Origin of the sequence: Saccharomonospora sp. NPDC046836 (assembly GCF_040645195.1) — a bacterium.
Taxonomy (GTDB): Bacteria; Actinomycetota; Actinomycetes; order Mycobacteriales; family Pseudonocardiaceae; genus Prauserella_A.
This window is the reverse complement of sequence record NZ_JBEYXW010000044.1, coordinates 1-11,955: the sequence shown is the minus strand read 5'-3', so window position 1 is coordinate 11,955 and position 11,955 is coordinate 1. Positions and strand designations below refer to the sequence as shown.

Below are 11,955 nucleotides of genomic sequence, written 5' to 3'. Positions count from 1 at the left end.
AGCAAGCCCTTCGGGCGCAGACAGCCTTTCGGTCCGGCTGCCGAGGTTCTGCGGATCATGGCCACGTGACCGCCTTCACGGTATTGGTGAGTTCCGACCAACCGTCCGGGAGCTGGTGATCATTCGGAGGCCAACTGTTCCGCCAGCCGTTCCAGACCGCCCTTGATGACCTTCCCGTACTCGTCGTCGCCAAGCGCGCCGAATGTGTCCCGCGCCTGCTGGAGATGGTCACGCGCGCGGCCGAGATCGCCCAGCTTGCGATAGCACTCGCCCACGTTGAGGTGCAACGACGGGTACAAGCCGGCCACCGACAGCGTCACCCCGGCTTGTGCTGCCCGCTCGTTGGTGACCAGATCGGCGGCGGCAAGCGCTCGTAGGTCCCAGACCAGCTCCTGGCGCACGTCGTCTTGCACATCGGCCATTGCGTGGGCAAGGACGCACACGTGCAGCGGGTCACCCGGATCGTAGCTGCGCGGAAACGAGGGGCCGACGGGCGCTCGGGTGGCCTGCGGCACGACAGATACCTAACGTCGGAACCAGGTCCACAGTCGGTTTTTGGAGGCATCATGAGCACCACTCAGGACCAGGTTCTGTCACTCGGCCGGCGTTGGGCGGGGGCCGAACAGCGCGGTGACACGGCCACGCTGGACGCACTCACCACCGAGGACTTCACCTTGGTGGGCCCGCTCGGGTTCGTCCTGAGCAAGCCGGAATGGCTGCAGCGCTACCGCAGCGGCGACCTCGTCACCACGTCACTGACGTGGGAGGACCTCACCGTCCGCGACCATGGGGACACGGCCGTCGTCGTCGGGCGGCACACCCAGCGGGCCACGTACCGGGGCGCGCCCGCCGACGGGACCTTCCGTGCCACGCACATCGCGGTACGGCAGGGTGCTCAATGGCGGCTGGCCGGAATCCACCTCAGCCCGATCGCACCGGCCACGCACGGCATCGAGCTCAACCACACGATCGTGTTCTCGCACGACAAGGTGGCATCGGCGGAGTTCCTCGCCGGGATTCTGGGCGTGCCGGTCGGAAACCCGTTCGGCCCGTTCGTGCCGATCGAGTTGAGCAACGGCGTGACCATGGACTTCATGAACGTCGACACCGTGCAGGGCCAGCACTACGCGTTCCACGTCGGCGAAGACGACTTCGACGCCGCCTTCGCCCGCATCCGCGAGTCCGGAACCGAGTACTGGGCCGATCCCGAGCACAGGCGGCCCGGCGAGATCAACCACATGCACGGTGGACGCGGTCTCTACTTCGACGATCCCGACGGGCACAACCTCGAACTGCTGACGAGGCCGTGACCATGCTCGGCCACCTCGGACGGATCGCCGAGGTCGCTGAAGCCGGCCCGGCGCTACACGATCAGTAGGGGCTTGAGGAACTCACCGGTGTAGCTGCCTGGCACCGCGGCGACCTGTTCCGGCGTGCCCTCGGCGATGACCGTGCCACCGCCCGAACCGCCTTCGGGGCCGAGGTCGATGACCCAGTCCGAGGTCTTGATCACGTCGAGGTTGTGCTCGATGACGATCACGGTGTTGCCCTTGTCGACGAGACCGTTGATCACCATGAGCAGCTTGCGGATGTCCTCGAAGTGCAGGCCCGTCGTCGGCTCGTCGAGCACGTAGACGGTCCTGCCGGTCGAGCGCTTCTGCAGCTCGCTGGCGAGCTTCACGCGCTGCGCCTCACCACCGGACAGCGTCGGCGCGGGCTGGCCGAGCCGCACGTAGCCGAGGCCCACGTCCACCAGCGTCTGCAGGTACCGGTGGATGGCCTTGATCGGCTCAAAGAACTCGGCGGCCTCCTCGATCGGCAGGTCCAGTACGTCGGAGACCGTCTTGCCCTTGTAGTGCACCTCGAGCGTCTCGCGGTTGTACCGGGCCCCCTTGCACACCTCGCACGGGACGTACACGTCCGGCAGGAAGTTCATCTCGATCTTGATCGTGCCGTCACCCGCGCAGGCCTCGCACCGGCCGCCCTTGACGTTGAAGGAGAACCGGCCCGGCTGGTACCCGCGCACCTTGGCCTCGGTGGTGGCGGCGAAGAGCTTGCGCACATGGTCCCAGACCCCGGTGTAGGTAGCGGCGTTCGACCGCGGCGTGCGCCCGATCGGCGACTGGTCCACCTGCACCAGCTTGTCGACATGGTCCAGGCCACGCACGCGGGTGTGCCTGCCGGGCACCTGGCGTGCGTTGTTCAGCTTGTTCGCCAGTACCGTCGCGAGGATGTCGTTGACCAGTGTGGACTTTCCGGAGCCGGAGACACCGGTGACCGACACCAGGCAGCCGACCGGGAAGGACACGTCGATGCCGCGCAGGTTGTTCTCGCGCGCCCCGACGACGGTGAGCTGCCGCTTGCGGTCGGCAGGGCGCCGGATCTCCGGGAGCTCGATGCTGCGCCGGCCGGACAGGTAGTCACCGGTCAGTGACCCCTTGGCCCGCAACAGTTTCCGGTACGGTCCGCTGTGGACGATCTTCCCGCCGTGCTCACCGGCGCCGGGGCCGATGTCGACCACCCAGTCGCTGGCGCGGATCGTGTCCTCGTCGTGCTCCACCACGATCAGGGTGTTACCGAGGTCCTTCAGGCGGGTGAGCGTCTCGATGAGCCGGTGGTTGTCCCGCTGGTGCAGGCCGATCGACGGCTCGTCGAGCACGTACAGCACGCCCACCAGCCCGGAACCGATCTGCGTTGCGAGGCGAATGCGCTGCGCCTCGCCGCCGGACAGGGTGCCGGAGGCCCTGTCCAGTGACAGGTAGTCGAGGCCGACGTCCAGCAGGAAGCGCAGCCGGGCCTGGATCTCCTTGAGCACCGCGCCCGCGATCATGGTCTCGCGTGGTCCGAGGGCGAGCCCGTCAAGGAACTCGGCGGCCTCCGCGACGGACAGGGCGCAGACCTCGGCGATCGAACGCTCCCCCTGCTCGGCGTGCGCGATGGTGACGGCGAGGATCTCCGGCTTGAGCCTGCTGCCCTGGCAGGCCGGGCACGGCACCTCCCGCATGTAGCCCTCGTAGCGCTCGCGCGCCCATTCGGAGTCGGTCTGCTCGTGCCGCCGCTCCAGGAACGGGATCACGCCTTCGAAGTTGGCGTAGTAGGAACGCTGGCGACCATAGCGGTTGCGGTAGCGGACGTGCACCTGCTCGTCGACACCGTGCAGGATCGCCTTCTGCGCCTTGGCCGTCAGCCGCCGCCACGGCACGTCCGTGCGGAAGCCGACGGTTTCGGCCAGCGACTCCAGCAGCCGCTCGAAGTACTCGGCGCTCTGCCCGCCCGCCCACGGCGCGATGGCACCCTCTGCCAGCGACAGTTCGTCGTCGGGCACGACCAGCTCGGGGTCGACCTCCTTGCGCACGCCGATACCGGTGCATTCCTGGCAGGCACCGTAGGGCGAGTTGAACGAGAACGACCGCGGTTCGAGGTCCTCGATGGCCAACGGGTGACCGTTGGGACACGCGAGGTTCTCGGAGAAGCCACGGACGCGGTGCGCATCGTGCTCCGGCAGGTCGACGAACTCGAGCTCGACGAGACCGTCCGCGAGCCGCAGCGCGGTCTCCACCGAGTCGGTGAGCCGCTGCTTCGCGCTGGGCTTGACCGTCAACCGGTCGATCACGACCGCGATGTCGTGCTTCTCCTGCTTCTTCAGCTTGGGCGGCTCGGTCAGCGCGTGCACCGTGCCATCGACTCGGGCCCGCGCGTATCCCTGCTGCTGGAGGTTGGCGAAGAGGTCGACGTACTCGCCCTTGCGCCCGCGCACGACCGGAGCCAGGACCTGAAAGCGGGTGCCCTCCTCCATGGCGAGCACCTGATCGACGATCTGCTGCGGCGTCTGCTTGCTGATCGCCTCGCCACACTGCGGGCAGTGCGGCTTGCCCGCGCGGGCATACAGCAGTCGCAGGTAGTCGTAGACCTCGGTGATCGTGCCGACCGTCGAGCGCGGGTTGCGCGAGGTCGACTTCTGGTCGATCGAGACCGCAGGCGAGAGCCCCTCGATGAAGTCCACGTCCGGCTTGTCCATCTGTCCGAGGAACTGACGGGCGTAGGCCGACAAGGACTCCACGTAGCGGCGCTGACCTTCGGCGAAGATCGTGTCGAACGCCAGGCTCGACTTGCCGGAGCCGGACAGTCCGGTGAACACGATCATGTTGTCTCGCGGCAGGTCGAGGTCGACGCCGCGCAGGTTGTGCTCGCGGGCACCGCGAACTACAAGGCGCTCAGCCACCCGAAGGTCCCTTCACTGGTCTGTGGAGTGCCGATGACATCGGCCGCCACCATGCTAGGTCGGACCACCGACAGAAACCGCCGGCTCGCGGTCCCGCCCGCCCGCGGCCGAGGTGACGGGGCGCGCGCCGGTGAGGACACGGTACGCCGGTCGTTCGACGGCGACGGTCACCAGCCAGCCAAGGAGGAGAACGAACGCGACCACCATCGACAAGCGTAGCCACCACGCCGAGACGCCCGCGTCAGAGAGGACCCGCGCGAGCTGGAAGCCGAGTGCCTGATGGACGAGGTACACCCCGAAGCTGATGCCCGCCAGCCACGAGACCGGTTTGCGCAGCAGGCGTAGCACCGGCAGGTCCCAGTCGGGCCCGCGCGCCGCGAGACACATCAGCCCCAGCATGATGGCGAACCCGATGACCGATGCCACCTTCGGCCCGTTCGTCCGCAGTGCGTGCAGCACGACGGCCGTGAGCAGCATCGCGAGCAGGTGCGGTGTGGTGAGGCGGCGCCGCTGCCAGAGCCAGATCGCCATGCCCACCGCGAACAGGTACGCGTAGAACAGGCCGGTCGCGATCGGCAGGCGGTCCCACACCACGCCCAGCAGCGGTGACGCGGCGGCGACCCCCATGATGATCCACAGCACCGTCTGCGGGCGCAGTGTGTGCCGCACCCGGCTGCGCCACAGCAGCGCCGCCCCGGCGAAGGCCAGCACCTGTACCGGCATGGTCCACCAGGAACCGTCGATCTGGTGGTAGGTGTCGTCGTTCCAGAGGTGCAGCAGCGTCCCGTGCAGCAGCAGGTCGGGCAGGTCGGGGACGTGCCACGGGGGCAGGGCGTCCGGATCGGGCGGCTCCGGCGTGACCGGCGCGGCGAACAGGAACCCGATGATGCCCGGCTGATGGGTCCAGCCGTTGAACCCGACCACCAGCCAACGGGCGGCCAGGTACGTCAGCAGCAGCGCAACGAGATACGCCGGCAGCATGCGGGCGAGCCGGGCGCGGAACCACCTCCCGGGAGCACCTCGCCGGATCGTCGGCCCGATGAAGTAGCCGGACAGCACCAGCAAGGTCACGGTGCCGAATGGAATACTCACCGCAAAGGGGTACGCGTCGATTCCCGGAACCTTTGCGGCGAGGTTGGTGACATGCCCCAGCACGACGAAGATGATCGCGATCACCCGGATCATGTCCCAGCTCATCCGGCGTGACGACGCCGCTATGGAAGCCCCCTCGGTGCTTGTCACAAACTTTCCCCAGATCCGACTACCTCGCCAAACGCACACTAACGAAGGAAACGGGCGCGCGCTCGATCGGGTCGCCGCGACCTACTACGGTGTGCCGAGTGAACGTCGTTGAGGAGTACACCGGCCACGTCGAGCCGGGCGGGGACGCCACCCGGCGCACGCTGGCGGCGCTGACCATCACGAAACTGTCGGTCGGCCCAATGGACAACAACGCCTACCTGCTGGTCTGCCGCGACACCAACGAGGCGCTGCTGATCGACGCGGCCAACGAGCCAGAGCGGATCTCCGACCTCATCGGGCACGGTCCCGACCGGCCGGCGCTGCGCACGATCGTCACGACGCACCAGCACGCCGACCACTGGCAGGCGCTGGGTGCCGTCGCCGGGGCGAACGGCTCCTACACGGCGGCGCACCCGGACGATGCCGGGCCACTCCCGGTGCCGCCCGACCACCTGGTCGAGCACGGCAACGCGCTCACGGTGGGTGACTGCACCCTGGAGGTCATCCACCTGCGCGGACACACGCCCGGCTCCATCGCGCTGCTCTACCGGGACCCGGACGGGCACCCGCACCTGTTCACGGGTGACTCGCTCTTCCCCGGCGGTGTCGGCAAGACCACCTCGCCGGAAGCCTTCACATCGCTGCTCAACGATGTCTCCGACCGGATCTTCGACGTGCTGCCGGACGACACGTGGTTCTATCCAGGCCACGGCGACGACTCGACGCTCGGCGCGGAGCGCCCGAAGCTGGCGGAGTGGCGCGAACGGGGCTGGTGACGAGAGTCTCGAGGCGCCCTAACCGACAAAACGCGGAGTCTCTAGCCGACAAAACGCGGCATTTGGGAGCCGCGCTTGACGGTCAACATTCGTGCGGCAGTACGGGGCAATTGACCCTGACGACCGTCAGTAAAGCGTCGAGTCCGGTGAAGTCCTCGGGGTTCGTCGTGAACAGCGGCAGCCCCTCGGCCAAGGCAATCGACGCGATCATCAGGTCGGCGATACGCCGTCGAGGCTTACGCCCGATGGCAACGACAGCCGCCGTCACGCGACCGTACATACGTGCGGCTTCGGCGGTGAATGGGATCGGATCGAACTCGTTCTCGGCGCGTTGCAGGATCTCGAGCCGCCGGGCTCGTTCCGCGTGTTCGTCATATGCGCTGTATGCGCTCTGTTCCCGCGCGCTTCGGACCTGATGGGGCCCGGCTGACAACTCCGCGAGGGTAATCGCGCTGATCGCCATCTCGCCGGGCAGCTCAGCAGGATCCACCCACTTGCGCAGGATCACGATGTTGGTGTCCAGCAGTCCCTGCGCGTACCGCTCAGCGGTCATACGGGCTGGTCGCCTCATGATCGGCGGCAGTGTCCTGGTCTGCGCGGAACGCCTCGATATCGATACTGGGCGCGTTGCGTGACGTGACCGCGAACTGTTGCCGGGAGACGAATCGAGGGCGCCGCCGGAGCGGGATCAGCTCCGCGATCCCATGACCATCTCGCGTGACAGTGAAGGACTGCCCATGCTCAACGGCGTCCATGATCTCCCTGGACCGGCTTCGCAGGTCACGTTGAGTTATCTCCGGCTGGATACTCATAGCACCATCTTACCAGCGGTGCTACCCTGTGCCACGCTGTAGCACCGCGCCGCACCGGCTCGACCGCGCGCCAGGGTTAGGGTTGATGCCGTGGCGGAGGACGGGTCTGGGCCGGTCGTGGAGATCTACACCGACGGCGCCTGCAGCGGCAATCCGGGACCGGGCGGCTGGGGCGCGGTGCTGCGCTATGGCCGCCACGAGAAGGAGATCTACGGCAGCGAGCCGGGCACCACCACCAACAACCGGATGGAGCTGATGGCGCCCATCCGCGCGCTGGAGTCCCTGACCCGGCCCTCGGTGGTGCACCTCTACACCGACAGCAGCTACGTACGCAACGGCGTCACCTCATGGTTGGCCCGGTGGAAACGCAACGGCTGGCGGACACAGGGCCGTGAGCCGGTCAAGAACGCCGATCTGTGGCAACGGCTGGATACCGCGCGTGACGGGCACGAGGTGCAATGGCACTGGATCAAGGGCCACGCGGGCCATCCGGAGAACGAGCGGGCCGACCGCCTCGCCGTCCGCGGGGTGCAGGAGGCCCGAACACTCAGCGCGGCCAAGCCGGGCTGACAACGCTCACAACCGCATGACGTAGTCGCGGCGCAGCTGCTCCGTGCGCGCGGCGCGCCACACGACTGCCGCGCCGATCGCCAGCAGCGCGACGATCGTGGCCCACAACGCACCCGACAGCCAGGTCGGCTCCGCGCCGCAGGGCATCATGGCAGTCATGTACCGAGAAGCGCCCGCACCCGCGCACCTGCGCTGGGCCGTGCGCTGCCTGTGGTGGAACCGCACGTCCGGGACGAAGCGGATCGTCCCAGACGGATGCGCCGACCTGATGGTCGCGGGCGAGCGGGTGTTCGTCGCGGGGCCGGACACGGGGCCGTGGGACATCGACCTGCCCGCGGGCACCGTCGTGCACGGCATCCGCCTCCTTCCCGGCCGTGTCCCGCAGGCGCTGGGCGTGGCCGCCGACGAGCTGGCCGACCGGCGGGTGGACCTGACCGCTCTGTGGGGCAGGCAGGGCGCGGCCGCAGGCCGGCTGCTGGTGGACCGCCCCGCGGCGCTCGCCGAGGTCGTCGCGCGCCGCCTGACCGGGCAGCGTGACCGGGAGCTGGAGGTGCTGATCGGCAGGCTCGCCGCAGGCGTGCCACGGGTCGGCGACGCGCTCGCGGGGCTCGGCACCGGAGAGCGGCAGCTGCGGCGGCGCTTCACCCGTGCGGTCGGCTACGGTCCCGCGACCTACCTGCGCGTGGCGCGACTCGGCAGGGCCATCGACACCGCGCCGCGCATGCCGGACCTGGCCTCGCTCGCTGCCGAAGCCGGCTACGCCGACCAGGCCCATCTGTCGCGGGACTGCCGCGACCTCACCGGCACGACCCCGACCACCTTCTTCGCCACGCTGTGTTCGGCTGTGCCGTGACCGTCAGTGCGCTCCCGTCAGGGAGCTGACGCTCGTCACGAACTCGCGCACGGCAGGACGGGTGTCCGCACTGCGCCAGGCGATGGCCAGCTCGGCGTCGGAAAGGCCCAGTACGGGGCGGATCACCACGCCGGGCCTGCGGTACAGCTCGGCGTTGCCCTCTGCCAGCAGCGCGATCCCCAGTCCTGCCGCGACGGCTTCGAACACCTCGTCGGCCGAGCCCGCAACGGCACCGACGACCGGTTCCCGACCACCGCGTTCGGCGCGCGCGAGCCAGAAGTCACGCAGCGCGCCCGCCTCCGCGGGCAGCGCGACGAACGGCTCGCTGAGCAGGTCGCCGAAGTCGATCTCGGTCCGGGTGGCCAGCGGGTGGTCCTCCGGCAACGCCACCGCTCTGCGTTCCCGCCGCAGCGTCCGGGTGCGGACGCCCTGAACACGGACCGGACGCCACACGAACGCGACATCGGAGCTGCTGTCGCCAAGGCCCGCGGAGGGATCGGTCCAGTCAACGAGCCGCAGCACCACCTGCCAGTCCGGCATCCGCTTCGCGAACCTGCGTACGGCCTGGCGCTGCAGGCCCCGCCCCACCGCCGTCTGCATGCCGACGACCAGTTCGTGACGGGGCCCGGCGGCACGGGCGGCGCGCAGCCCGTTCTCCCAGCTCGCCAGGGTCGCCTCGGCCTCGGGCAGGAGCGCTTCGCCCTGGCTGGTGAGCACCACCTCGCGCGCCCTGCGCTCGAAGAGCGCGAAGCCGAGTTCCCGCTCGAGCACGCGGATCTGTTTGGACAGCGCGGGCTGGGAGACGAACAGCCGCTCGGCGGCACGGGTGAAGTGGCGCGTCTGGGCGACCGCCACGAAGTACCGCAGGTGCCGCAGGTGGACGTCCATAACGACCGGTTATAGCAGCGGGTCTTCGACGCGGGCCAGTACGCGACGGACGATGGCGGCATGACGAACACGCTGCTGCCCACCCGCTCGCTCGGCGGCATCAACGTCTCGGCGATCGGCTTCGGCGCCATGGTCCTGTCGCCGGGCATGTACGGCGAGATCGACGACAGCGTCGCCACGGCCGCGCTGCGCAGCGCCATGGACGCGGGCGCGACGCTCATCGACACCAGCGACGGCTACGGCGAGGACGGGCACAACGAGCGGCTCGTCGGTGCGGCGGTGCGCGGCCGCCGCGACGAGGTTGTGCTCGCGACCAAGTTCGGCTTCCGTGTCCCGCCTGGCGCGCCGGCGCATACGTTCCCGGTGAAGTACGCGTTCGAAACGCTGGCGGTCAACGCCGAACCGCGCTTCGTGCGCGGTTACGCCGAGCAGAGCCTCAGCAACCTCGGCACCGACCGCATCGACCTGTACTACCCACATTTCCCCGACCCCACGGTGCCGATCGAGGACACCGTGGGCGCGGTCGCCGAGCTGATCGAGGACGGGCTCGTGCTGTACCTCGGGCTGTCCAATGTCACCGCCGCGCAGCTGCGGCGGGCCCATGCGGTGCATCCGGTGGCCGCGGTGCAGACCCAGTGGTCGATGTGGCAGCCGATCGACGAGGACCTCCTCACCGGGGCACGCGAACTCGGCGTCGGCATCGTCGCGTGGAGTCCTCTCGGCAGCGGTTTCCTCACCGGGAACGTGCGTGAGCTCGGTGAGGACGATTTCCGCCGTAACATTCCCCGGTTCAGCGCCGAGCACCTGGCGGCGAACTACGACCGGTACGCGCCGATCCGCGCACTGGCCGCCGAGCTGGACATCACCGCGGCTCAGCTGGCACTGGCGTGGCTGCTGCATCAGGACCCGGCCGTCGTGCCGATCCCGGGTTCCCGGACCCCGGCGCACATCGAGGAGAACCTGCACGCCGCGCGGATCGGCCTGCATCCCGACACGGTCGCCCGGATCGGCACCGCACTGCTCGAGTTCGCCCCGAGCGGAACCGCACGGCTCCTCTGAATGGCCTACACGGGGATGGACACGGTCGCACTGGGTGCGCGAGACTGACGGGGCTGCCTACCCGGAGTGTTTGGTTGTGTGCACTCTGTACCGAGTTTGGTGATTTCTTGCACATTTTCTGCACAGGAGCGCACGAACCCGCACACGCGGGCTACTCTATGCGTATGTCTGTCGCGCTCGAGAACGTCCTCGCCAAGGCCGGCCTCAAGGTGAACCCAGCGGAGTTCCTGGCGCTGGTGGAGGATGCCGCGCGCAGGCTCACCCCGCCGAATCCGGAGCCCGCGCACTACTTCACCGCCGACCAGCGCGCGGCGCTCGCCGACGTGGGGCTCGATCTCTCGCCGCATCGCCAGGACGAGGGTGACTATCGGGCCCGCACCGTCGCCGCGCACGCCGTGCTCGCCGATTCCGCGCTCACCGTGCTGGAAGCCGCGGGTCGCCTCGGCGTCGACGACAGCCGGATCCGGCATCGCCTCAAGGAAGGCAGGCTCACCGGCTGGAAAGACCAGGGTGGCTGGCGGCTGCCCGCTTGGCAGTTCACCACCAGCAGCGTCCTGCCCGGGCTCGAGGTCGTACTCCGTGCCGTTCCAGACGACCAGCCCGCACTCGTCGTCGCGGCGTTCATGGGCACTCCACAGTCCGACCTGGTGATCAACGGCAGGCCCGCCACCCCGCGCCAGTGGTTGCTGGCCGGTGGCGACCCCGAACTCGTCGCGCGGCTCGTGGCAACGCTCGGAAACCTGCCCTGAGTCGCCGGCGACAACAACGGAAACGGTTAGTCACGATCTATGGCACGGTTGCCACTGCCACCCCCGCGGCCGGTGCTGCTCGGCGAGCTGCGCCCCACCGAGGATGTCGTCGCCGTCCATCCCGCGACGCGGCTCGTCCGGATCTTCACCACCCGCAGTAACCATCCCCAGCGCTGGGACACCTTCCGCTACACCGGCCCCCTGCCGCACGGCCGTTTCGACCCGCAGCGGCCAAAGCACGGCGAGCCCGTGCACGACCCGGGCAACGGTGTGCTCTACTTCGGACTCTCGGTGCGCACCAGTATCGCCGAGGTGTTCCAAACCACCTCGACGGTCGACCGCAGAACGCGGGGGCCGCATCTGGTTGTCGTCCGTCCATCGCGGACACTCCGGCTTTTGGACCTCTCCGGTCTGTGGCCGACACGGGTCGGTGCGTCGCAGGAGATATCGAGCGGTCCGAAGAGGATCACCCAGGCCTGGGCACGGGCCATTCGCGGCGCGTTCGGCGACCTGGACGGGCTGTGGTATCGGTCCTCAATGGACTCCGGAGCGCCGGCCATCTGCCTGTGGGACCCGCCAGCGGGCGGCGCGCTGCCGACGGCACCGGACGTGCTACTCCCCCTGGACCACCCCGGTCTCGACGTGCCGCTGAGCCGGGTCTGCGAGGAACTGAACTACCTGATGCTGAACTAAGGGTTGTCTCGTAACCCGGTGTCGGTCGAGTTGCGTCCTTGGTTGATCATGGTGTGGTGCAGGTGATCTCGGCGTCGCGGTCGGAGTGGAT

Annotated in this window: 14 protein-coding genes; 7 read left to right on the top strand and 7 right to left on the bottom strand. The window is 68.8% G+C overall.

The window, feature by feature from the left end:
- Positions 1–119: 119 nt before the first annotated feature.
- On the bottom strand, positions 120–515 hold the full coding sequence (locus tag ABZ863_RS31145; protein ID WP_358542973.1) for a hypothetical protein: 396 nt from the start codon (positions 513–515) through the stop codon (positions 120–122).
- A 51-nt stretch (positions 516–566) separates the two neighbouring features.
- Here ABZ863_RS31145 and ABZ863_RS31140 point away from each other — a divergent pair, with 51 nt between their 5' ends.
- The gene (locus ABZ863_RS31140; RefSeq protein WP_358542970.1) at positions 567–1,310 is read left to right on the top strand and encodes a DUF4440 domain-containing protein; all 744 of its coding nucleotides are present in this window, start codon (positions 567–569) and stop codon (positions 1,308–1,310) included.
- A 53-nt stretch (positions 1,311–1,363) separates the two neighbouring features.
- Here the strand turns inward: ABZ863_RS31140 and uvrA are convergent, their stop codons facing one another.
- Positions 1,364–4,222 carry an excinuclease ABC subunit UvrA gene (gene uvrA / locus ABZ863_RS31135; RefSeq protein WP_358542967.1) on the bottom strand — a complete coding sequence of 953 codons (2,859 nt, stop codon included), beginning with the start codon at positions 4,220–4,222 and terminating at the stop codon, positions 1,364–1,366.
- A 54-nt stretch (positions 4,223–4,276) separates the two neighbouring features.
- Complete coding sequence (locus ABZ863_RS31130) at positions 4,277–5,464, bottom strand: acyltransferase (RefSeq protein ID WP_358542965.1); 1,188 nt, start codon at positions 5,462–5,464, stop codon at positions 4,277–4,279.
- A 98-nt stretch (positions 5,465–5,562) separates the two neighbouring features.
- Between ABZ863_RS31130 and ABZ863_RS31125 the strand changes: the two genes are divergently transcribed.
- The gene (locus tag ABZ863_RS31125; RefSeq protein WP_358542962.1) at positions 5,563–6,240 is read left to right on the top strand and encodes an MBL fold metallo-hydrolase; all 678 of its coding nucleotides are present in this window, start codon (positions 5,563–5,565) and stop codon (positions 6,238–6,240) included.
- 82 nt (positions 6,241–6,322) lie between these two features.
- Here ABZ863_RS31125 and ABZ863_RS31120 read toward each other — a convergent pair whose 3' ends face one another.
- Together ABZ863_RS31120 and ABZ863_RS31115 are read right to left on the bottom strand one after the other, a co-directional pair.
- Entirely contained in the window at positions 6,323–6,793 is a 471-nt protein-coding gene (locus tag ABZ863_RS31120; RefSeq protein ID WP_358542960.1) for a type II toxin-antitoxin system VapC family toxin, read from the bottom strand.
- Positions 6,783–7,052: a type II toxin-antitoxin system prevent-host-death family antitoxin gene (locus ABZ863_RS31115; protein ID WP_358542958.1), complete on the bottom strand. Its 270-nt coding sequence runs from the start codon at positions 7,050–7,052 to the stop codon at positions 6,783–6,785. The genes ABZ863_RS31120 and ABZ863_RS31115 overlap by 11 nt, the downstream gene beginning before the upstream one ends.
- 90 nt (positions 7,053–7,142) lie before the next feature.
- On the opposite strand from ABZ863_RS31115, the gene rnhA reads away from it, so the two are divergent.
- Positions 7,143–7,622 carry a ribonuclease HI gene (gene rnhA / locus ABZ863_RS31110; protein WP_358542956.1) on the top strand — a complete coding sequence of 160 codons (480 nt, stop codon included), beginning with the start codon at positions 7,143–7,145 and terminating at the stop codon, positions 7,620–7,622.
- Positions 7,623–7,628: 6 nt separating this feature from the next.
- On the opposite strand, the gene ABZ863_RS31105 is transcribed toward rnhA, so the two are convergent.
- Positions 7,629–7,781: a hypothetical protein gene (locus tag ABZ863_RS31105; RefSeq protein WP_358542954.1), complete on the bottom strand. Its 153-nt coding sequence runs from the start codon at positions 7,779–7,781 to the stop codon at positions 7,629–7,631.
- Here ABZ863_RS31105 and ABZ863_RS31100 point away from each other — a divergent pair.
- Positions 7,780–8,475 (top strand): helix-turn-helix domain-containing protein, encoded by a 696-nt coding sequence (locus ABZ863_RS31100; RefSeq protein WP_358542952.1) that lies wholly within the window; start codon positions 7,780–7,782, stop codon positions 8,473–8,475. The two genes, ABZ863_RS31105 and ABZ863_RS31100, sit on opposite strands and share 2 nt — an antisense overlap.
- Positions 8,476–8,478: 3 nt before the next feature.
- Here ABZ863_RS31100 and ABZ863_RS31095 read toward each other — a convergent pair whose 3' ends face one another.
- The gene (locus ABZ863_RS31095) at positions 8,479–9,363 is read right to left on the bottom strand and encodes a LysR substrate-binding domain-containing protein (protein WP_358542950.1); all 885 of its coding nucleotides are present in this window, start codon (positions 9,361–9,363) and stop codon (positions 8,479–8,481) included.
- 60 nt (positions 9,364–9,423) lie between these two features.
- On the opposite strand from ABZ863_RS31095, the gene ABZ863_RS31090 reads away from it, so the two are divergent.
- From ABZ863_RS31090 to ABZ863_RS31080, 3 genes are all read left to right on the top strand, one after another.
- A complete protein-coding gene (locus ABZ863_RS31090) occupies positions 9,424–10,422 on the top strand; it encodes an aldo/keto reductase (protein WP_358542948.1) in 999 nt (332 codons plus the stop codon).
- A 164-nt stretch (positions 10,423–10,586) separates the two neighbouring features.
- The gene (locus ABZ863_RS31085) at positions 10,587–11,171 is read left to right on the top strand and encodes a DNA-binding protein (RefSeq protein ID WP_358542946.1); all 585 of its coding nucleotides are present in this window, start codon (positions 10,587–10,589) and stop codon (positions 11,169–11,171) included.
- Between the two features lie 39 nt (positions 11,172–11,210).
- Entirely contained in the window at positions 11,211–11,864 is a 654-nt protein-coding gene (locus tag ABZ863_RS31080; protein ID WP_358542944.1) for an RES family NAD+ phosphorylase, read from the top strand.
- The last annotated feature ends 91 nt before the right edge of the window (positions 11,865–11,955 follow it).